The organism is Brevundimonas sp. (assembly GCF_035998205.1).
Lineage (GTDB): Bacteria > Pseudomonadota > Alphaproteobacteria > Caulobacterales > Caulobacteraceae > Brevundimonas.
In genome coordinates this window covers 49,290-67,486 of sequence record NZ_DASYHT010000005.1, presented here as the reverse complement: position 1 = coordinate 67,486, position 18,197 = coordinate 49,290, and the positions used below count along the sequence as shown (strand labels likewise).

The window sequence follows — 18,197 nt, the reverse complement described above, 5'->3', positions numbered from 1 at the left end:
CCATTTCTCCCTCACACCAAGGGGAGACCTCAAGATGATCCGCACCGCCGCTTCCGCCTTCGCCCTGCTGCTGGCCGCGACCGCTCCGGCGCTCGCCGTGCCGACGGCCGCCCTCGCCCAGTCGCCGGCCGCGCACGGGCATCAGCACGCCGACTTCGAGTCGGGCCGCTTCCATGTGCGGGTCGAGGGCGAGGCCTCGGCGCCCGGCCGCGACCTGATCCTGATCCCCGGCCTGTCGTCGCATCCGGACGTGTTCAACGGCCTGATCTCGCGGCTGGAGCCCGGCTGGCGCATCCACGCCGTGCACGTGGCCGGTTTCTCCGGCGCCCCGGCCGAGGCCAATGCCGAGGGCCCGGTGGCCGCGCCGGTGGCCGCCGAGCTGGCCCGCTACATCGCCGAACAGGGCCTGCAGAAGCCGGTGGTGATCGGCCACTCCATGGGCGGCACCATCGGCATGATGCTGGCGGCCCGCCACCCGGACAGCGTCGGCAAGCTGATGGTGGTCGACATGATCCCCTTCATGGGGCCGATGTTCGGCGGGCCGACGGCGACGCCGGAGAGCGTGGCGCCGATCGCCGACCAGGTGCGCGCCGGCATGCTGGCCGCGCCGGTCGAGGCCTATAACGCCCAGCTGGTCGGCACCATCAACGGCATGATCAACACCGAGTCCGAGCGCGCCGGGCCGCTGGACCAGGCCCTGCGCAGCGACCGCACGGTCAGCGCCAACGCCTATCGCGAGCTGATCGTCACCGATCTGCGCCCCGAGCTGCCGAACATCACCGCGCCGGTCGAGGTCCTGTACGTGGCCTTCAACGCACCCGGCATGGGCGCCGAGGTCACCGACGGCATCTATCGCGCCTCGTTCCAGACCCTGCCGTCGGCGCAGCTGACGCGCATCGACGACAGCGCCCACTTCATCATGCTGGACCAGCCCGAGGTCTTCGCCGCCGAGGTGAACGCCTTTTTAGACTGACGCCGCGAAAACGGCCGAAAGCCCCGTCATCGATGATGACGGGGCGTTTTCGCCTGCGCGCGGACAGGCTAAGACCGGGCGAACAGGGTTCTGAGGGCGACGATGGCGGGTCGGACGGCGACAGGCGGCGCGGGCGGACGGACGCCCCTGCAGAAGGCGCTCTACTGGGGCGGGGTGGCGGCCGTCTGGGTGGTCATCTTCCTGGTGGTGTTCTTCGCCGTGTTCGCGCGCGGCCTGCCGGACACCTCGGCCCTCTATGACGTCGATCGCCAGCCTTCGATCACCTATCTGGACCGCAACGGGGCCCTGATCGCCACGCGCGGCTCGCAGCAGGCGCCGCCGGCGGACCTGAGCCAGCTGCCCGACTATGTGCCGGCCGCCTTCATCGCCATCGAAGACCGGCGCTTCTACTGGCACCCGGGCTTCGACCCGATCGGCATGAGCCGGGCCGCGGTGCGCAATGTCCGCGCCGGCCGGGTGGTCGAGGGCGGCTCGACCATCACCCAGCAGCTGGCCAAGAACCTGTTCCTGACCCCGGATCAGAACCTGCGGCGCAAGACCCAGGAGCTGATGCTGGCGGTGTGGCTGGAGATGAAGTTCTCCAAGGAGGAGATCCTCGCCCTCTATCTGAACCGCGTCTATTTCGGCGCCGGGGCCTATGGCATCGAGGCGGCCTCGCAGCGCTATTTCGACAAGTCCGCCAAGGACCTGACGGTTGGCGAGGCGGCCCTGCTGGCCGGGCTGCTGAAGGCCCCGTCGCGCTATTCGCCGGTCTCCGAGAGCGCGCGCGCCGCGGCCCGGGCCACGGTGGTGCTGGACGAGATGGAGCAGGCGGGGGTGATCTCCGCCGAGCAGCGCCGCGCCGCCGCCGCCGAGCCGGTGCGGGTGTCGCGCACCCTGGCGAGCCAGCACGCCCAGTACTTCATCGACTGGCTGGACCGGGAGATCCGCGGCCTGGTCGGCGAGCCGACCGAGGATCTGGTGGTGGAGACCACCCTCGACCTGACCCTGCAGACCGCCGCCGAACGCTCGGTGCGGCGGATCCTCGAGCGCGACGGGGGCCGCGGCGTGGAGCAGGCGGCGCTGGTGGCGCTGGACGGGGAGGGCCGGGTGCGCGCCCTGATCGGCGGCGCCTCCTACGCCGACAGCCAGTTCAACCGCGCCATTGACGCCCGCCGCCAGGCCGGCTCGGCCTTCAAGCCGTTCGTCTATCTGGCGGCGCTTGAGGCCGGCTACACCCCCGACACGCCGGTGGTGGACGAGCCGATCCGCATCGGCGCCTGGGAGCCGCGCAACTATTCGGGCACCTTCGCCGGGCCGATGACCCTGTCCGAGGCCGTGGCCCAGTCGACCAACACTGTGGCGGCCTCGATCGCCGACCAGATCGGCCGCGATTCCGTGGCCCGCGCCGCTCGCCGTCTGGGCATCACCAGCCGGGTCGGGCTGGAGCCGGCCATGGCCCTGGGCGCCGTCGAGGTCAGTCCGCTGGAGATGGCCCAGGCCTATGACGCCTTCGCCAACGGCGGCCGCCGCGTCGAGGCGCACGGCATCACCCGCATCCGCACGCCGGCCGGCCGGGTCATCTACCAGCGCGCGGCGCGCGGCGAGGCCGGCGGCCAGGCCATCAACAACCCGCACCTCTACTATCTGAACGAGATGCTGCGCGGCGTGGTCCAGCGCGGCACGGCGCGGGCGGTCAATGTCCCGGGCCGCGACGTGGCCGGCAAGACCGGCACCACCTCGGACTACAAGGACGCCTGGTTCGTCGGCTACACCGGCGGCTTCACCGTCGCGGTCTGGGTCGGCAAGGACGACAATTCGCCGATGCGCGGCGTCACCGGAGGTCAGGCCCCGGCGGCGATCTGGAAGGGCTTCATGGACGCCGCCCTGCCGCGCCTGAACGTGCAGCCGATCCCGTCCGGCCCGGCCATGCCCGAGGGCTGGACGCCGCCCGATCCGATCGGCGACCTGCTCGGCCAGCTGGGCGGCGACGACGGCGTCAAGGCCCCTGACGCCGCGCCGGAGCCCTCGACCCCGCCCGCCACCGACCGGCCGGTGGTGCGCCCGACCGCGCCCCAGCCCTCGACGCCGCCGGCCGGCCCCGACCTGCGCGGCGAGGCCCCCCCGCCCGAGAAACGGCCCGAGCCGCTGTTTTTCTGAGGGGGCATCCGGGACCGAAGCCCTCCCCCTCGAGGGGGGAGGGTTTGGGTGGGGGTGGGTTCGCTTCCGTCTCCGGAAGGGGCGCGAGAGGCCGGACCGCCTCCGGCGCCGCCCCATGCGGCGTTGCGGTCCCACCCCCATCCCCGGCCCTTCCCCCCTCGAGGGGGAAGGGGGATCGTGACGGCGGGAGTTAGCAGGGCGCGACATCGCCCCCCCCTTCACAGGGCGCCAGCCGCCGCCCCTCCGTCCGGTCGCTACGCGCCCGGCCACCTCCCCATTGCATGGGGAGGAGAGGCGCCTTTCCTCCCCACGCAGTGGGGAGGGGGACCGCCGAAGGCGGTGGAGGGGCGGTGTGGCGCCGCCCGGCCCTCAGCCCACGGCGTGCAGGGTCGCGCCGTGGTCGCGGAGCCAGCGGCGGTGGGGGGCGGGGTCGCCGATCAGCTCGGCGACCACGGCCCAGAAGGCCGGGCTGTGATCGGCGCGGATCAGGTGGGCGACCTCGTGGGCGGCGAGATAGTCGAGCACCGCCGGCGGGGCCATGACGATGCGCCAGGAGTAGCGGATGGCCCGCCGCTGCGGCGTACAGGAGCCCCAGCGGCTCTTCGGATCGCCGATCGACAGGGTGACGGGGGGCAGGCCGAGGGTCTGCAGATGCACCGCGGTGCGGTCGGCCAGGCGGCGCCGCGCCTCGGCCCGCAGCAGGTTCAGCACCCGGCGGGTGAAGGCCTCGCCCTCGCCGCCGGCCCGGATCAACAGTTGAGCGCCGTCGCGGGCGAAGCGGGCCGCGCCGGCGCCGCCGACGGCCTCCAGCCGGGCGGGCTCGCCCAGCACCGTCAGGGTGGCGCCGGGGGCGATGGCCACGCCCGGGGCCCGGGCGGTGAGCCGCTCGGCGATCCACAGGCTGCGGCTGCCGGCGAAGGCCACCGCCTGCTCGAGGCCGCGCTCGTGCGGGGCGATGACCACGGCCTCGCCGGCGCGGGCGTCGATGCGCACGGAGATGCGCCGCGCCCGCCGGTTGACCGACAGGCGCAGGGTCAGGGGCGCGCGGCCGCCGCGCGCCGGATGCTCAAGCTGCAGTCGCTGACCGTCCCGGAACCGCACTCAGACGCTCGTTGTCGGCGATGAAGGCCGTGACCCGCGGGTAGATCTCCTCGCGGAAGCGGCGGCCGTTGAAGACCCCGTAGTGGCCCACTTCAGGCTGGACGTACAGCACGCGGCGCGCGTCGGGGATGTTGGGGCAGATGACGTGGGCGGCCTGGGTCTGGCCGACGCCGGAGATGTCGTCCTCGGCCCCCTCGACGGTCATCAGCCCGATGTCGGTGATGGCGGACAGGTCGACGTGGCGGCCGCGGTGGCTGAGCAGGCCGCGCGCCAGCAGGTGCTGCTGGAACACGATGTCGATGGTCTGGAGGTAGAATTCCTCGGTCAGGTCCAGCACCGACAGATACTCGTCATAGAAGCCCTCGTGCTTCTCGACCCCGTCGCCGTCGCCCTTCACCAGGTCCTCGAAATAGCGGCGGTGGGCGTCGACGTGGCGCGCCTCGTTCATCGACATGAAGCTGTAGAGCTGGACGAAGCCCGGATAGACCCGCCGCCCGACGCCCGGATAGGGCAGGGGCACGGTGTGGATCATGTTCGACCGGAACCAGGTGAAGGGCTTGGCCTCGGCCAGCTGGTTGGTCACCGTCGGCGACAGGCGGGCGTCGATGGGCGAGCCCATGAAGGTCATGGAGGCCGGCCGGTTGGGGTCCTCGTCCATGGCCATCAGGGCGGCGGCGGCCAGCACCGGCGGGCCCGGCTGGCAGACCCCGACGACGTGGGCGCGCGGACCGATCTCGGCCAGCATGGTGCGGACGTGGTCAATGTAGTCGAAGAAGTCGAAGCGGCCCTCGAGCATCGGCACCTGGCGGGCGTTGACCCAGTCGGTGACATAGACGTCGTGGTCCTGCAGGAAGGTCTCGACCGTGCCGCGCAGCAGGGTGGCGTAGTGGCCCGACAGGGGCGCCACGATCAGCACCGCCGGGGCGTTGGCCGGCTTGCCGGCGCGCTTGAGGTCGCCGATGTGACGGGCGAAGCGGACCAGGCGGCACCAGGGCGAGGCCCAGATCACCTGTTCGGTGGTGCGTACGGTGCGGTCGCCGACGGGGATGGTCTCCAGCCGCCAGGCCGGCTTGCCGTAGCGCCGGGTCAGGCTCTCGAACAGCTCGGCCGAGGCGTAGGCCGTGCGGCCCAGCGCGGTGTCCGACGCGGGATTGAACGGATGGGTCCAGAAGTCGCGGGCCCACTGGGCCCCGATCCGGAACGGCGTCGCCGAGTGATAGGCGAGCTCATGTAGGGCGTACAGCATACGCGTCCGTTGTCTGCCCCCGCACGATGGCGGTCAAGGGAGGTTACCGCGCGGGGGCTGAGAAAGGATTAGCGGGGGAGGGGGTAGTGAGTAGGGCTTAGGGCTTAGGGCGGAGCCGCGTCAGAAGCGCCCGGATCATTCGGCCGAGCTCGTCGGCCTCGGCCAGCAGCGGCTGGATCGCTTCCTTGCGGCAGAGCCCCAATCGGCCGGCAAGGAGCAGGTGAGTCTCGAGTTCCTTCAGCGAGCCCTGCGCGATGCGGACGAAGCTGATGTAGGCCGGCCTCGTTCCCCGGCCGTAACCCTCGGCGATGTTTGCCGGGATCGAGACCGCGGCCCGCCGGGCCTGCGACGTCAGACCAAACTGCTCTTCCCGCGGAAACGCCTGTGTCACCCTGTAGGTGGCCTCTGCGAGGCTCATGCCGCGCTGCCAAACCACCAGATCCCTGTAACCGTCCATTGCAGCCTCCACGTGTCATGGCGGCTACATTCTACTCCCTAAGCCCTAAGCCCTAAGCCCTAAGCCCTAAGCTCTGAGTCCCAAGCCCTACCCCCGGTCCATCGCGCGGCGGATGACCTCGGCCATGCGGTCGGGGCCGAGGTCGTGGGCGAGGGCCGAGCGGAACTGGCCGTCGGGGCCCATCAGGTAGATCGTGAGGGTGTGGTTCATGGTGTAGTACTCGCCCTCCCCGACCTTCTCGTAGACGGCGCGGTAGACGCGGGCGGCCTCGGCCACCTGGGCCTCCGTGCCGGTCAGGCCGATCGTGCCGGCCGGGAAGGCCTCGTTCGACAGATAGTCCGACAGGGCCTGGGGCGTGTCGCGGGCCGGGTCGATGGAGATCAGCACCACCTGCAGCGCCTCGCCCGCCGGGCCGAGCCGGTCGACGGTGGCCTCGATCGCCGCAAGGGTCGCCGGGCAGTAGTCCGGGCAGTAGGTGAAGCCGAAGAACACCAGGCTCCAGCGGCCCTCCAGCTTCGCCTCGGTGAAGGGCTGGCCGGTCTGGTCGACCAGCTGGAACGGCCCGCCGACGTCCGGCTGGCCGGTCGAGATGACCCGCGGCTCGGCGGCGTCACGGCCGCCGACGACGATCACGGTGACGAGCGCCAGGGCCAGGGCGACGCCCAGGCAGGCGGCGGCGAACAGGAAAATGCGACCACGCGGCATGGGCAGGTCCGAAAGCCGCGCCGACAATCCGGCGCGGGCCGTCTATAGGAAGAACGTGCCGTTCAAAGAAGCCCTGTCGTCGTCGCAGTTCCGTCCCGCCGCCGCGGGGCCCGCCCTGTCGCATACGCGCGATGTTGGCGGCATCCGGCGCGGCCGCGGCCTGTCGCTGCGCACCCTGGTGATCCTGCGCTGGGCGGCGCTGGCCGGCCAGACGGCGACCATCACCCTGGCCCAGGTCTGGCTGCACTTCGACCTGCCGGTCACCGCCTGCATGACGGTGGTGGCGGCCGGGGCCCTGGTCAATTTCGCCGCCATGACCCGCCTGAACCGGCAGGAGGGCAACCTCGCCGACGGGCCGCAGACGGCGCTGCACCTCGGCTTCGACATCCTTCAGCTCAGCCTGCTGCTGGGGCTCACCGGCGGGCTGCAGAACCCGTTCTGCCTGCTGCTGGTGGCGCCAGTGACGGTGGCCGCGGCCTCCCTGCCGGCGCGGCAGGCCATGCTGCTGGGGCTGATGGCCCTGATCGCCTCGGCGGGCCTGTTCCTGTGGGCCATGCCCCTGCCGTGGGTGAAGGGCCAGCCGCTGGAGCTGCCGTACCTCTATCTGCTCGGCATCTGGCTGGCGCTGGTCACCGGGGTGGTGTTCACCGCCACCTACGCCTGGCGGGTGGCGGCCGACGCCGAGAAGCTGGAGCTGGCCCTGGCCACCACCCAGGACGTGCTGCAGCGCGAGCAGAAGCTGGCGGCGCTGGGCGGTCTGGCGGCGGCGGCGGCGCACGAGCTGGGCACGCCGCTGGCGACCATCCAGGTGGTGGCCAAGGAGCTGCTGCGCGAGAGCCGGTCCGAGGGACCGATCGCCGAGGACGCGCGGCTGCTGCTGCAGCAGGCCGAGCGCTGCCGCGACATCCTCAAGCAGCTGTCCCAGGCGCCGGACACCGGCGACCGCCTTTATGCCGATGTGTCGCTGAAGGCCCTGCTCAACGAGATCGTCGAGCCGCACCGCGGCTTCGATCTCGACTTCGAGATCCTCGTGCGCACCCCGCCGGGGCAGGAGACGCCGCGGGTGCGCCGCCTGCCGGAGATCATCCACGGCCTGTCGGCCTTCGTCGAGAACGCCGCCGACTTCGCCGCCTCGCGGGTGCGGGTCAGCGCCATCGTCGACGCCGGCTGGATCGTCATCGAGATCGTCGACGACGGCCCGGGCATCTCGCCTGACATCCTGCCGCGCCTCGGCGAGCCCTATGTCACCAGCCGGCCCCAGGCCAAGGCGCGCCGGGCCCTGGCGGAACAGCTGCGCTCGGCCACCCGCGGCCGCCGCGGGAGCGCGCCGCCCCCGGCCGAGGTGGCCCCCAGCCAGGGCGGCATGGGCCTCGGCTTCTTCATCGCCCGCACCCTGATGGAGCGGACCGGCGGCGAGGTCACGGTCGGGGCCGGGGACGGCGGCCCGGGCGACAACCGCGGGGCCCGGGTGGCGGTGCGCTGGCCGCGGGCGCGGCTGGAGCCGGATCTCGATCAGCCGGTCGATCTGGCGGCGGATCGCCGCATCCATTGACGCGCCGCGCCACGGGTCCAACATGGACCGTAGCTAGAACGTCCTGCGCGGCCTGACCGCGCCGCCCCGGCACCCGCCGAGGGCCGAAGGAGAACCCGGATGACCGATCTCGACGCCCGCGTCGCCGCCCTGCCCGACAAGTCGTTGCTGTTGCTCGACGACGACAACGCCCTGCGCAACCGGCTCGGCCGGGCGCTGGAGTCCCGGGGCTTCGCCGTGACCACGGCCGCCTCGGTGGCCGAGGCCCAGGCCGCCCTGCGCCAGACCCCGCCGGCCTTCGCCGTGCTGGACATGCGGCTGGAGGACGGCAACGGCCTGAAGGTCGTGGAGCTGATCCGCGAGCGCCGCGAGGATTCGCGCATCGTCATGCTGACCGGCTACGGCGCCATCGCCACGGCGGTGGCGGCGGTCAAGGCCGGGGCGGTGGACTATCTGTCCAAGCCCGCCGACGCCGACGATGTGGTCAAGGCCCTGCTGACCGACGCCGGCGAGGCCCCGGAGCCGCCGGACAATCCGATGAGCGCCGACCGGGTGCGCTGGGAGCATATCCAGCGCGTCTACGAGCTGTGCGACCACAATGTCTCCGAGACCGCCCGCCGCCTCGGCATGCACCGCCGCACCCTCCAGCGCATCCTCGCCAAGCGCGCGCCGCGGTAGGTGAGGGTTAGGCGTTAGGGGTAGGCGGTAGGGGCGTCAGGCCCTGCCGCCGTCCGAGAGACTGTCGGCCAGACGGCGCAGCATGCGGCCGAGCTGGTCAGCTTCGTCGAGAAGGCTGTCGATGTCCGGCGACTGGCAGGCGCCGACCCGGGCTGCCAGCAGGAGATGGGTTTCCAGCTCCTTCAGCGATCCCTGCGCGATCCGGACGAAGCTGACGTAGGCCGGCCGCGTGCCCCGTCCATGGCCTTCGGCAATGTTCGCGGGAACAGAAACGGCGGCGCGTCGCGCCTGCGACGTCAGGCCGAACCGCTCATCCGCCGGGAACGAGCGGGTCAGCAGATAGACCGCTTCGGCGAGATCCATAGACCGGCGCCAGACCTCCAGGTCCCTGTAACCGCCCATCTCCCGACCCCTTCCCTACCGCCTACCCCTACCGCCTACCCCTGCCCCGCCCGGAGCGCCGCCAGGCGGGCGAAGGCGAGGGTGAGCGCCTTGCGGCGGGCGGGGGCCAGGGGCGTCGGGGCGGCCTCGCGCAGGATGGCCCCGCCGAAGCCGTCGGCGACGATCAGGCCGCAGGCCTCGTCGATCAATGGTTGCGGGAAGTCCGGGGCCACAGCGAAGTAGAAGGCGTCGCAGAACGGTCCGTACTCGCGCCACTTCTGATCGCAGCGGAAGTCCTCGACGCCGGATTTGACCTCGCAGATGACGATCTCGCCGCGCGGGCCCAGCGCCATGACGTCGGCGCGGCGCCCGTTCGGCAGGCCGACCTCGAGCAGGGGGGCGTGGCCGAGGTCGCGCATCAGCCGCGCCGCGCCGCGGGTCACGGCCAGGGTCGTCTCCGGCCGGCGGGTGACGAGCTCGATCTGCAGCAGGGCGGCGGCCATGGCTCATGTTCCGCGTCTGTTCCGCGTCGGTCAAGCGTTGCGTCGGGGGGGGATCGCCCGCACGCTCCTGACATGGGCCACGATTTCCATGCGGACCTGACCCGCCTGCTGCGCGAGGCAGGGTGCTGGCGCGTGGACGGCGGCAAGGGCAGTCACGAGAAGTGGCGCAGTCCGATCAACGGCCGCACCTTCATCGTGCCGCGCTCGAAAAGTCGCCACACCGCCAATGAGGTGCTGAAACAGGCGGGGCTGCCTAAGGCCTTCTAGGCGACGTCCAGATGGCGTCGGGCGGTCGCCTGGAAGTCGATCGTGACCTGTCCGGCCGGGAGGCCGAGATTGTCATTCAACAGGTCCGGCGCGAGGGCGAAGATCAGCTGCTCGAACTCGGCCAGGCTGTCGGCCTCGATCACCAGGCCGGGGATGTCGGTGTCCGAGACCCAGACCGCGGCCTCGGCGTCCCAGTTGGCTCTGACGAAGAAGGTCGGGTTGCTCATGGCCAGCTCGCCATCACCCTCCGTCCCGGGGGCTGCGAAGTCAATGCGTGGCGGCGTGGTCAGGAGTCGTCGCAGACGACCCTCGCCCCCTCCACCACACTCCGCGTGGTCCCCCTCCCCCGCGCGCGGGGGAGGAGAAGCACCCCCTACCCCCGCTGCGCCGGGGGCTTGAGCCGGTTGACGGCCCAGTCGGCGCGGGACTGGCCCCATTTGTCGACCTTGACCTCGTGAAACGGCGGGGGGATCCGGGTCGGGCCCTGGTTGCGCGAGCCCAGCTTCATCGCCAGCCGCTGCGAGGGAAGGTTGTCCGGGTCGATGCAGTGGATGACGTCGTCCCAGCCCAGCACGTCGAAGGCGTAGTCCATGCTCGCCTCGGCCGCCTCCAGGGCCAGGCCGCGGCCGGCCGCTTCCGGGTGCACGCCCCAGCCGACCTCGTTGCCCGGCCAGTCCAGCGGCCGCCACGGGCCGATCCGGCCCATCCACAGGCCCGTGTCCTTCTCGATCAGGGAGAACATGCCGATGCCGGTCAGGGCCCACGCCCCGACCATCGTCATGAAGGGGCGCCAGGCCGCGGCCGGGGTGTCGAGCGGTCCGCCGATGAAGCGGGCGCTCTCATGGGCCATGGCCTCGGCCCATCGCGGGAAGTCCTCCAGCCGCGGCGGGCGCAGGATCAGCCGCGGCGTCTCCAGCACCGGGCCGGGACCCATCAGGGGCGTGCTCACAGCAGATACTCCCGCTCGAGGGTGTAGCGGCTGCCCTCGTGGGTCAGGACGCTGGAATACAGGCCGAAGCGATCCACCCGGAACGGCGGCGAGGCCAGCAGGTTGTGGCCGCTCATCCACGCCCCGATGCGGTCCGGCTGGGCGCCGCGCAGATAGGCGAGGGTGACGTGCGGGCGATAGACGCGCTTCTCAATGTTGATTCCGGCCCGCTCGCCGGCGGCGCGGCAACGGCCGGCCAGCACGGTCAGCGGCTCGGACGGGGCCACCCCGGCCCAGATGGCGTCGGTCTGGTGGGCGTCGCCGAAGGCGCCGGTCCCGGCCAGCTCCAGGGGGAACGGGGCCACCGCCGCGCGGGTCAGCTCGACGGCCAGATCGTCGGCCATGCGCGGGGCGACCTCGCCATAGAAGGCCAGGGTGATGTGCAGATGGTCCGCCGGCCGCCAGCGCGCGCCGGGCAGGCCGGACTGCCGCCGACTCAGGGCTCCGGCGACGTCCTCGGGCAAGGCAATGGCGGCGAACAGACGGAGCATGCGGCCTTTGGTAGCGCCCCCGCGGGAACCCGGCCAGTCCGGTTTCGCTTGAAGCCCTGCCGGCTTGACCCGATATTTGCCAGCTGGAGCGGTCGGCGTCCCGCCGGTCACTCGCTTTTCTGGGAGACCCTTTCGCGATGAGCGATTTCCGTAACGGCTACACGCGCGCCACGCCGGCCATGGCCGACATGGCGGTGGACGCCGGCCTCAGGGCCTTCATGCTCGGCGTCTACAACAAGCTGGCGATCGGCCTGGTGGTGGCCGGGGTGCTGGCCTACGTCACCGGCAATGTGCCGGCGGTGCAGCAGCTGCTGTTCGGCCTGACCGCCGACGGCCGCGTCGCCCTGACGCCCCTGGGCATGATCATCCAGTTCCTGCCGCTGGTGCTGCTGTTCGGCTCGATGTTCTTCATGCGCAACCCGACCGCGGGCGGCGTCAACCTGCTCTACTGGGCGGTGGTCGGCTCGATCGGCGCCGGCCTCGGCATCGTCTTCCTGCGCTACACGGACGCGTCGATCGCCTCGACCTTCTTCGTCACGGCGGCGGCCTTCGGCGGCCTGAGCCTGTTCGGCTACACCACCAAGCGCGACCTCGGCCCGCTCGGCACCTTCCTGATCATGGGCGTCATCGGCCTGGTCATCGCCAGCCTGGTGTTCATGTTCCTGCCGGCGGCCCAGAACCCGGTGTTCTACTACGCCATCAATGCGGTGGGCGTGCTGCTGTTCTCGGGCCTGATCGCCTACGACACCCAGCGGCTGAAGATGGACTATTACCGTCTGGGCGGCGATCCGAACGCCATGGCGGTGATGACCGGGTTCGGCGCGCTCAGCCTGTTCATCAACTTCATCAACCTGTTCCAGTTCCTGCTGGCCTTCCTCGGCAACCGGGAATAGGCGCGGCCTGACCGCTGACACGACCAGGCCCCGGCGGCGACGCCGGGGCCTTTTTCGTGGGGCGCCACGCCCTTGCCGTCAGTCGATGACGGTGAAGCGCCGGCTGTCGAACACGCGCAGGGTCTGGGCCAGGTCGCGGCCGCGCTTGAGCACCTGGCCGCCCTCGCCGATCACCGCCCACTGGCCCTGACGCGCCTGCAGCGCCGGGCGCTTCTCGATCCTGTAGGCCGGGGCGTCGCCGGCGCGGCGGAAGACGGCGAACTCGGCCAGGTCGCGATGGCCGGCGATGGCGTAGTCGCGCCACTCGCCCTGGGCCACCATGCGGCCGTAGACGCGCAGGATCTGGTCCAGCTCGCGCCGGTCGAAGAAGACCGGGCCGGCGGGAAGCCCCTCGGCGCTCATGCGACGCCGCCCATGATGCGGGCGTCCGGCTGCGACATTCTGGCGTTCTGCGACATGAAATGGCCCCGATTCGGTCCTGACGCAGCCTTGTGAGCAGGGGAAAAGGTGAGCGTCGGCTCGCCAGCGCCCGGAGCGGTTCCGGAACCTGAACAGCCCCCCCAGCCCCCCGGGATCACTCCCTCAGGGGCGCAGGCGGGCCGATGCTTCCTCCAAGCGACGCGCCCGTCCGGCCACCTCCTCCCCCTCCAGGCCGGGCGGGCGCACCGCATTCAGCCCTCCAGAGTGACCGTCAGGGTCTCGCCGCCGCGGGCGACGAGCAGCCGGATCGGGCTGCGCGCATCGCGCAGGCGCTGGGCCAGACCGGCCAGGCCGGTGACCTCGCGGCCCTCGACCTCCAGCACCCGGTCGCCGGCGACCAGGCCCTCGACCGGCCCGCCCTGCACCGACATGACCACCACCCCCTCCCCATCGGTCGCCGCCGCGAACACGGCGCCGAGGGCGGCGACCTCGCGGCTGCCGGCCTGGACCCGGTCGGCCACCGGCTCGCGCGCGGACACCTCGCCCGTCAGGGTGCGGCCGTCGCGCAGCCAGCTCAGGGTGATCCCGGCGCCGATCTCGGCGACGCCGATCACCGCCTGGACCGAGCCGGCGTTGGCCACCGGGCGGTTCTGGATGCGGGTGATGATGTCGCCGCGCTGCAGGCCGGCGCGATCGGCCGGCGAGCCGGGCGCCACGTCCTCGACCACGGCGCCGCGCACGAAGGCGAGCCCGAGTTCGCGCGCCCGCTGGGCGTTGAGCGAGCCGAGGGTGGCCCCGATCCGGCCGCGGCGAACCTCGCCCTCGGCGCGCAGGCGCTCGACCACGAACATCATGATGCGGGTGGGCACGGCGAAGGCGATGCCGTCGTTGCCGCCGCCCAGACCCAGGAAGTCGCCGCCGCCGGACAGGATCGAGGTGTTGATGCCGATCAGCCGGCCGCGGCTGTCCAGCAGAGGACCGCCGGAATTGCCCGAGTTCACCGCCGCGTCGGTCTGGATGTAGTCCTCGACCGCGTCGCCGAGGCCGGAGCGGTTGAGGCCGGAGATGACGCCCATGGTCAGGGTCTGGTCCAGCCCCAGCGGATAGCCCACCGCGAAGGCCAGATCGCCGGTGCGCAGGGTGTCGGAATCCACCACCTCGACCTGGGCCAGGTCCGGGGCGCTGATGCGCAGCACGGCCAGGTCGGTGGCCTTGTCGGCCCCGACCAGCTCGGCCTCGAACAGCCGGCCGTCGGTCAGGTCGACGGTGAACTTCTCGCCGCCCTCGATGACGTGGTGGTTGGTGACGATGATGCCGGCGGCGGCGTCGATGATCACGCCGGAGCCGCCGGACAGGGGCATGGCCTCGCCCTCGCCGGTGGTCGGGCCCTCGCCGCCGCCCAGGGTCGTGACCTGGACCACCGCCGGCAGGCTGCGCTCCAGCCCGGCGGCGAAGCTGAACACGCCGCGGCTCGCATCATAGGGCAGGGGCAGGGCATCCTGGGCCGCTGCGGTCAGGGGGGCGCCGGCGACGAGCGCCAGGGCGAGGGCGGCGACGGCGACGCGCGAGGCGGGACGGCGGGCGGACTTCAGGCGCATCGGGACTCCTCGGGCGCAGCGGGCGGCGACGCAGATCAGACGCCGGGCGACGGCGATTGTCGAGGGCTTAGGGAGTAGGGAGTAGGGCTTAGGGAGTAGGGTTGACGCTGCGGTGCAGCAGAGCACCCTAAGCTCTAAGCCCTACTCCCTAAGCCCTAAGCCCTAGAAGGCGCTTTCACCGGTGATGGCGCGGCCGAGGATCAGGGCGTGGACGTCGTGGGCGCCCTCGTAGGTGTTGACCGTCTCGAGGTTCATGGCGTGGCGCATGACGTGCATCTCGCCGGTGATGCCGGCGCCGCCGTGCATGTCGCGGGCCTCGCGGGCGATGGCCAGGGCCTTGCCGCAGTTGTTGCGCTTCATCATCGAGATGGCCTCGGGGCACCAGTCGCCGTTGTCGAGGCGGCGGCCCAGCGCCAGCGCCCCCTCCAGCCCGAGGAAGATCTCGGTCTGCATGTCGGCCAGCTTCTTCTGCACCAGCTGGCGCGCCGACAGCGGCCGGCCGAACAGCTTGCGTTCGGCCACATAGTCGCGCGTGGCGTGGAAGCAGAACTCGGCCGCGCCCATCGCCCCCCACGAGATGCCGTAGCGGGCCTTGTTGAGGCAGCTGAACGGACCGCGCAGCCCCTTCACGCCGGGCAGCAGGTTCGCTTCCGGCACGAGGACGTCATTCAGGCCGATGTCGCCGGTGATCGAGGCGCGCAGGGACAGCTTGTCGCCGATCTTGTCCGTGGTGAAGCCGTCCATGCCGCGTTCGACGATGAAGCCGCGGATCTCGCCGTCCAGCTTGGCCCAGACCACCGCCAGGTCGGCGATCGGGCTGTTGGTGATCCAGTACTTGGCCCCGTTGAGGCGATAGCCGCCGTCGACCTTATCCGCCTTCGTCTTCATCGAGGCCGGGTCGGAGCCGCCGTCGGCCTCGGTCAGGCCGAAACAGCCGACCAGCTCGCCCGCCGCCATGCGCGGCAGAAAGCGCATGCGCTGCTCTTCCGAGCCGAAGGCGTAGATCGGATACATGGCCAGCGAGCTCTGCACCGACATGGCCGAGCGGTAGCCGCTGTCGACCGCCTCGATCTCGCGGGCGATCAGGCCATAGGCGACGTGGCTGGCGCCGGCCCCGCCGTACTGTTCCGGCAGGGTGGCGCCGAGGAAGCCCATCGCCCCCAGCTCCGTCATGATGGCCCGGTCGAAGGTCTCGTCACGGAAGGCGGCGACCACCCGCGGCAGCAGCTTCTCGCGGGCATAGGCCCGGGCCGCGTCGCGGATCATGCGCTCGTCGTCGGTCAGCCGGCCGTCCAGATCCAGCGGATCGTCCCAGCGGAACCCCTTGGCGGTCATCTGCGCGGCGCCGTCGGCCATGTCGTGTCTCCCGTATCTTCGGGCCCCGCTTTAGGCCCTTTCGCCGCCGGCGGGTAGGCTGCGCCGCGCCGCATGGCTATGCTGCGCCTCATGCTGAAGCTGCTGGACCGCCTGTTTCTGGAGCACCCCCGCGAGGTGGGCGAGAGCTATGGCCGCCACTTCCTCGCGGCATCGGCCTACGGGGTGCGGCTGCTCGGGGCGGCCGGCGCGGCCTTCGCCCACGCCCTCATGCCCGGGACCCTGAAGACCGCCGCCTCGGACCAGGTCTGCGCCATGGCCGACGAACTGCGCGGCCGCAAGCAGACCGCCCTGGAAAGCCGCTGCGCGCGGGAAGGGGCGTACGACCCGGGGCTTTAGGGGGGGCGGGGTCGGGCCCCTCCACCGCCTTCGGCGGTCCCCCTCCCCACTGCGTGGGGAGGAAAGGCGCCTCTCCTCCCCATGAAATGGGGAGGTGGATCGCCGGCGAAGCCGGTGAGACGGAGGGGCGACGTCGCGCCCATCCGCTTCGCGATGGGGCAGGCGAAACCTACCGCCCCAGGGCCGCGCGCTGCAGGGCGAACAGCTCGGCGCAGCCGGTCTCGGCCAGCTGGAACAGGCGGTCGAACTCGGGGCGGGTGAAGCCGCGCTTCTCGCCGGTGGCCTGGATCTCGACGATGTCGCCGGCCCCGGTCAGGACGAAGTTGGAGTCCGCCTCGGCGGAGGAGTCCTCCTCGTAGTCGAGGTCCAGCACCGGCACGTCGGCGCAGACGCCGCAGGAGACGGCGGCGACCTGGTCGAGAATCGGATCGACGGTCATCACCCCCTCATCGCGCAGATGCTGCAGGGCCGAGGCCAGCGCCACCCAGGCGCCGGTGATGGCCGCCGTGCGGGTGCCGCCGTCGGCCTGGATGACGTCGCAGTCCAGCACCACCTGGCGCTCGCCGAGGGCCTTGAGGTCGACCACGGCGCGCAGGGAGCGGCCGATCAGGCGCTGGATCTCCTGGGTGCGGCCCGACTGCTTGCCGGCGGCGGCCTCGCGCCGGCCGCGGGTGTGGGTGGCGCGCGGCAGCATGCCGTATTCGGCCGTGACCCAGCCCTGGCCCTTGCCGCGCAGCCAGCCCGGCAGGCTCTCCTCGACCGTGGCGGTGACCAGAACCTTCGTGTGGCCGAAGCTGACGAGGCAGGAGCCCTCGGCGTAGCGGTTGACGCCGGTCTCCAGCGTCACGGCGCGCAGCTGGTCGGGGGCGCGGTGGGAAGGGCGCATGCGGACTCCTTGAAGGGCGAGGCGAGGGGCTTATCCTAAAGCCGAAGGACGCGTCCACATGGCCCACACCGATTCGCCGCTCTCCCGCCGTCTCCGGCCCCGGCGTTCCGCGCCGGCGGAGGCGTGACCATGCTGCTCTCCGGCGGCGCCTCCCTGACCGATCTGGACGCGCGGGCGCGGGATATCCTGCGGCGCATTGTCGAAACCTATCTGGAGACCGGCGAGCCGGTCGGCTCGCGCACCGTGTCGCGCGGCGGCCTGGCCCTGTCGCCGGCCTCGATCCGCAACACCATGCAGGACCTGACCATGGCGGGCCTGCTGGCCTCGCCGCACACCTCGGCGGGGCGGGTGCCGACCCATGCCGGGCTGCGGCTGTTCGTCGATGGCCTGCTGGAGATCGGCGACCTCAGCGAGGAGGAGCGGCGCGAGATCGACGGCCGGCTGGCCGGGCGCGGACGGTCGTTCGAGGAGGCGCTGGACGAGGCCTCGGTGCTGCTTTCGGGCCTGGCCGGCGGGGCCGGCATCGTCGCCGCGCCGGTGCGGGCGTCCGGGGTCAAGCATGTGGAGTTCGTGCCGCTGGCCGCCGACGAGGCCCTGGCGGTGCTGGTGGCCGAGGACGGCACGGTGGAGAACCGGCTGATGCGGCTGTCGGCCGGGGTCACGCCGGCGACCCTGCGCGAGGCCTCCAACTTCCTCAACGCCCGCCTCAAGGGCCGGCCGCTGGCCGAGGCCCGGGCGGAGATGACCGTCGAGCTGGAGCGGGCGCGGCGCGAGCTGGACACGGCGGCGGCGCGGCTGGTCGAGGACGGACTGGCCGCCTGGGCCGGCGGGGCCGAGCGCGAGCGGGCCCTGATCGTGCGCGGCCGGGCCAATCTGCTGCAGGACCGCGAGGCGCTGGAGGATCTCGAGCGGGTGCGCGGCCTGATGGAGGACCTGGAGCAGAAGGCCCAGCTGATCGGCCTGCTCGACGGGGTGGCCGAGGCCGAGGGCGTGCGCATCTTCATCGGCGCCGAGACGCGGCTTTTCTCGCTGTCGGGTTCCGCCGTGGTCGCGGCGCCCTATATGAGCGGCCGGCAGCGGGTGCTGGGCGCCATCGGCGTGATCGGCCCCGCAAGACTCAACTATGCCCGGATCATCCCGCTGGTGGACTATACCGCCCGGGTGCTGGGCCGGATGCTGGACGGAAACGACACGTGAGCGACACGC

Annotated in this window: 21 protein-coding genes; 8 read left to right on the top strand and 13 right to left on the bottom strand. The window is 71.9% G+C overall.

Annotation, left to right across the window (positions count from 1 at the left end):
* Positions 1-34: 34 nt before the first annotated feature.
* Together VGN74_RS07575 and VGN74_RS07570 are read left to right on the top strand one after the other, a co-directional pair.
* The gene (locus VGN74_RS07575) at positions 35-973 is read left to right on the top strand and encodes an alpha/beta hydrolase (RefSeq protein ID WP_327446760.1); all 939 of its coding nucleotides are present in this window, start codon (positions 35-37) and stop codon (positions 971-973) included.
* 102 nt (positions 974-1,075) lie between these two features.
* Positions 1,076-3,133: a PBP1A family penicillin-binding protein gene (locus VGN74_RS07570; protein ID WP_327446759.1), complete on the top strand. Its 2,058-nt coding sequence runs from the start codon at positions 1,076-1,078 to the stop codon at positions 3,131-3,133.
* A gap of 369 nt (positions 3,134-3,502) precedes the next feature.
* Here the strand turns inward: VGN74_RS07570 and VGN74_RS07565 are convergent, their stop codons facing one another.
* The 4 genes from VGN74_RS07565 to VGN74_RS07550 all read right to left on the bottom strand — a co-directional run bounded on the left by VGN74_RS07565 (position 3,503) and on the right by VGN74_RS07550 (position 6,642).
* A complete protein-coding gene (locus tag VGN74_RS07565; RefSeq protein WP_327446758.1) occupies positions 3,503-4,234 on the bottom strand; it encodes a SprT family zinc-dependent metalloprotease in 732 nt (243 codons plus the stop codon).
* The gene (locus tag VGN74_RS07560) at positions 4,200-5,480 is read right to left on the bottom strand and encodes a polyhydroxyalkanoate depolymerase (RefSeq protein ID WP_327446757.1); all 1,281 of its coding nucleotides are present in this window, start codon (positions 5,478-5,480) and stop codon (positions 4,200-4,202) included. Before VGN74_RS07560 ends, VGN74_RS07565 begins: the two co-directional genes overlap by 35 nt.
* Before the next feature lie 97 nt (positions 5,481-5,577).
* On the bottom strand, positions 5,578-5,937 hold the full coding sequence (locus VGN74_RS07555) for a four helix bundle protein (RefSeq protein ID WP_327446756.1): 360 nt from the start codon (positions 5,935-5,937) through the stop codon (positions 5,578-5,580).
* Between the two features lie 87 nt (positions 5,938-6,024).
* Positions 6,025-6,642: an SCO family protein gene (locus VGN74_RS07550; RefSeq protein ID WP_327446755.1), complete on the bottom strand. Its 618-nt coding sequence runs from the start codon at positions 6,640-6,642 to the stop codon at positions 6,025-6,027.
* A 55-nt stretch (positions 6,643-6,697) separates the two neighbouring features.
* On the opposite strand from VGN74_RS07550, the gene VGN74_RS07545 reads away from it, so the two are divergent.
* Positions 6,698-8,194 (top strand): ActS/PrrB/RegB family redox-sensitive histidine kinase, encoded by a 1,497-nt coding sequence (locus VGN74_RS07545; RefSeq protein ID WP_327446754.1) that lies wholly within the window; start codon positions 6,698-6,700, stop codon positions 8,192-8,194.
* Positions 8,195-8,293: 99 nt separating this feature from the next.
* Positions 8,294-8,851, top strand: coding sequence for an ActR/PrrA/RegA family redox response regulator transcription factor (locus VGN74_RS07540; RefSeq protein ID WP_327446753.1), 558 nt, complete (start codon positions 8,294-8,296; stop codon positions 8,849-8,851).
* A 36-nt stretch (positions 8,852-8,887) separates the two neighbouring features.
* Here the strand turns inward: VGN74_RS07540 and VGN74_RS07535 are convergent, their stop codons facing one another.
* Together VGN74_RS07535 and mmcB are read right to left on the bottom strand one after the other, a co-directional pair.
* Complete coding sequence (locus VGN74_RS07535) at positions 8,888-9,253, bottom strand: four helix bundle protein (RefSeq protein WP_327446752.1); 366 nt, start codon at positions 9,251-9,253, stop codon at positions 8,888-8,890.
* 35 nt (positions 9,254-9,288) lie between these two features.
* Positions 9,289-9,735, bottom strand: coding sequence for a DNA repair putative endonuclease MmcB (gene mmcB, locus VGN74_RS07530; RefSeq protein WP_327446751.1), 447 nt, complete (start codon positions 9,733-9,735; stop codon positions 9,289-9,291).
* 72 nt (positions 9,736-9,807) lie between these two features.
* On the opposite strand from mmcB, the gene VGN74_RS07525 reads away from it, so the two are divergent.
* Entirely contained in the window at positions 9,808-10,002 is a 195-nt protein-coding gene (locus tag VGN74_RS07525; protein WP_327446750.1) for a type II toxin-antitoxin system HicA family toxin, read from the top strand.
* Here VGN74_RS07525 and VGN74_RS07520 read toward each other — a convergent pair.
* From VGN74_RS07520 to thpR, 3 genes are all read right to left on the bottom strand, one after another.
* The gene (locus tag VGN74_RS07520) at positions 9,999-10,229 is read right to left on the bottom strand and encodes a DUF1902 domain-containing protein (RefSeq protein ID WP_327446749.1); all 231 of its coding nucleotides are present in this window, start codon (positions 10,227-10,229) and stop codon (positions 9,999-10,001) included. The two genes, VGN74_RS07525 and VGN74_RS07520, sit on opposite strands and share 4 nt — an antisense overlap.
* Before the next feature lie 146 nt (positions 10,230-10,375).
* A complete protein-coding gene (locus VGN74_RS07515) occupies positions 10,376-10,936 on the bottom strand; it encodes a GNAT family N-acetyltransferase (RefSeq protein ID WP_327447696.1) in 561 nt (186 codons plus the stop codon).
* Positions 10,937-10,947: 11 nt separating this feature from the next.
* Complete coding sequence (gene thpR / locus VGN74_RS07510; protein WP_327446748.1) at positions 10,948-11,481, bottom strand: RNA 2',3'-cyclic phosphodiesterase; 534 nt, start codon at positions 11,479-11,481, stop codon at positions 10,948-10,950.
* Between the two features lie 137 nt (positions 11,482-11,618).
* Between thpR and VGN74_RS07505 the strand changes: the two genes are divergently transcribed.
* The gene (locus VGN74_RS07505; RefSeq protein ID WP_327446747.1) at positions 11,619-12,374 is read left to right on the top strand and encodes a Bax inhibitor-1/YccA family protein; all 756 of its coding nucleotides are present in this window, start codon (positions 11,619-11,621) and stop codon (positions 12,372-12,374) included.
* 78 nt (positions 12,375-12,452) lie between these two features.
* Here VGN74_RS07505 and VGN74_RS07500 read toward each other — a convergent pair whose 3' ends face one another.
* The 3 genes from VGN74_RS07500 to VGN74_RS07490 form a co-directional block, all read right to left on the bottom strand.
* Positions 12,453-12,776 (bottom strand): DUF2794 domain-containing protein, encoded by a 324-nt coding sequence (locus VGN74_RS07500; protein WP_327446746.1) that lies wholly within the window; start codon positions 12,774-12,776, stop codon positions 12,453-12,455.
* Between the two features lie 269 nt (positions 12,777-13,045).
* Positions 13,046-14,392 carry a trypsin-like peptidase domain-containing protein gene (locus VGN74_RS07495; RefSeq protein WP_327446745.1) on the bottom strand — a complete coding sequence of 449 codons (1,347 nt, stop codon included), beginning with the start codon at positions 14,390-14,392 and terminating at the stop codon, positions 13,046-13,048.
* Between the two features lie 162 nt (positions 14,393-14,554).
* Entirely contained in the window at positions 14,555-15,727 is a 1,173-nt protein-coding gene (locus VGN74_RS07490) for an acyl-CoA dehydrogenase (protein ID WP_327447694.1), read from the bottom strand.
* 111 nt (positions 15,728-15,838) lie between these two features.
* Between VGN74_RS07490 and VGN74_RS07485 the strand changes: the two genes are divergently transcribed.
* Positions 15,839-16,105 (top strand): DUF6356 family protein, encoded by a 267-nt coding sequence (locus VGN74_RS07485; protein ID WP_327446744.1) that lies wholly within the window; start codon positions 15,839-15,841, stop codon positions 16,103-16,105.
* Between the two features lie 169 nt (positions 16,106-16,274).
* Here the strand turns inward: VGN74_RS07485 and rph are convergent, their stop codons facing one another.
* Positions 16,275-16,991 carry a ribonuclease PH gene (rph, locus tag VGN74_RS07480; protein ID WP_327446743.1) on the bottom strand — a complete coding sequence of 239 codons (717 nt, stop codon included), beginning with the start codon at positions 16,989-16,991 and terminating at the stop codon, positions 16,275-16,277.
* Between the two features lie 129 nt (positions 16,992-17,120).
* Here rph and hrcA point away from each other — a divergent pair, with 129 nt between their 5' ends.
* On the top strand, positions 17,121-18,188 hold the full coding sequence (gene hrcA, locus VGN74_RS07475; RefSeq protein ID WP_327446742.1) for a heat-inducible transcriptional repressor HrcA: 1,068 nt from the start codon (positions 17,121-17,123) through the stop codon (positions 18,186-18,188).
* Positions 18,189-18,197: the final 9 nt, after the last annotated feature.

Excerpts from the sequence above, each read along its gene's own strand:
- VGN74_RS07575 (WP_327446760.1), top strand. The coding sequence starts at position 35 with ATGATCCGCACCGCCGCTTCCGCCTTCGCCCTGCTGCTGGCCGCGACC.
- VGN74_RS07570 (WP_327446759.1), top strand. The coding sequence starts at position 1,076 with ATGGCGGGTCGGACGGCGACAGGCGGCGCGGGCGGACGGACGCCCCTG.
- VGN74_RS07560 (WP_327446757.1), bottom strand. The coding sequence starts at position 5,480 with ATGCTGTACGCCCTACATGAGCTCGCCTATCACTCGGCGACGCCGTTC.
- VGN74_RS07555 (WP_327446756.1), bottom strand. The coding sequence starts at position 5,937 with ATGGACGGTTACAGGGATCTGGTGGTTTGGCAGCGCGGCATGAGCCTC.
- VGN74_RS07550 (WP_327446755.1), bottom strand. The coding sequence starts at position 6,642 with ATGCCGCGTGGTCGCATTTTCCTGTTCGCCGCCGCCTGCCTGGGCGTC.
- VGN74_RS07540 (WP_327446753.1), top strand. The coding sequence starts at position 8,294 with ATGACCGATCTCGACGCCCGCGTCGCCGCCCTGCCCGACAAGTCGTTG.
- VGN74_RS07535 (WP_327446752.1), bottom strand. The coding sequence starts at position 9,253 with ATGGGCGGTTACAGGGACCTGGAGGTCTGGCGCCGGTCTATGGATCTC.
- mmcB (WP_327446751.1), bottom strand. The coding sequence starts at position 9,735 with ATGGCCGCCGCCCTGCTGCAGATCGAGCTCGTCACCCGCCGGCCGGAG.
- VGN74_RS07525 (WP_327446750.1), top strand. The coding sequence starts at position 9,808 with ATGGGCCACGATTTCCATGCGGACCTGACCCGCCTGCTGCGCGAGGCA.
- VGN74_RS07520 (WP_327446749.1), bottom strand. The coding sequence starts at position 10,229 with ATGAGCAACCCGACCTTCTTCGTCAGAGCCAACTGGGACGCCGAGGCC.
- VGN74_RS07515 (WP_327447696.1), bottom strand. The coding sequence starts at position 10,936 with ATGGGTCCCGGCCCGGTGCTGGAGACGCCGCGGCTGATCCTGCGCCCG.
- thpR (WP_327446748.1), bottom strand. The coding sequence starts at position 11,481 with ATGCTCCGTCTGTTCGCCGCCATTGCCTTGCCCGAGGACGTCGCCGGA.
- VGN74_RS07505 (WP_327446747.1), top strand. The coding sequence starts at position 11,619 with ATGAGCGATTTCCGTAACGGCTACACGCGCGCCACGCCGGCCATGGCC.
- VGN74_RS07500 (WP_327446746.1), bottom strand. The coding sequence starts at position 12,776 with ATGAGCGCCGAGGGGCTTCCCGCCGGCCCGGTCTTCTTCGACCGGCGC.
- VGN74_RS07495 (WP_327446745.1), bottom strand. The coding sequence starts at position 14,392 with ATGCGCCTGAAGTCCGCCCGCCGTCCCGCCTCGCGCGTCGCCGTCGCC.
- VGN74_RS07490 (WP_327447694.1), bottom strand. The coding sequence starts at position 15,727 with ATGACCGCCAAGGGGTTCCGCTGGGACGATCCGCTGGATCTGGACGGC.
- VGN74_RS07485 (WP_327446744.1), top strand. The coding sequence starts at position 15,839 with ATGCTGAAGCTGCTGGACCGCCTGTTTCTGGAGCACCCCCGCGAGGTG.
- rph (WP_327446743.1), bottom strand. The coding sequence starts at position 16,991 with ATGCGCCCTTCCCACCGCGCCCCCGACCAGCTGCGCGCCGTGACGCTG.
- hrcA (WP_327446742.1), top strand. The coding sequence starts at position 17,121 with ATGCTGCTCTCCGGCGGCGCCTCCCTGACCGATCTGGACGCGCGGGCG.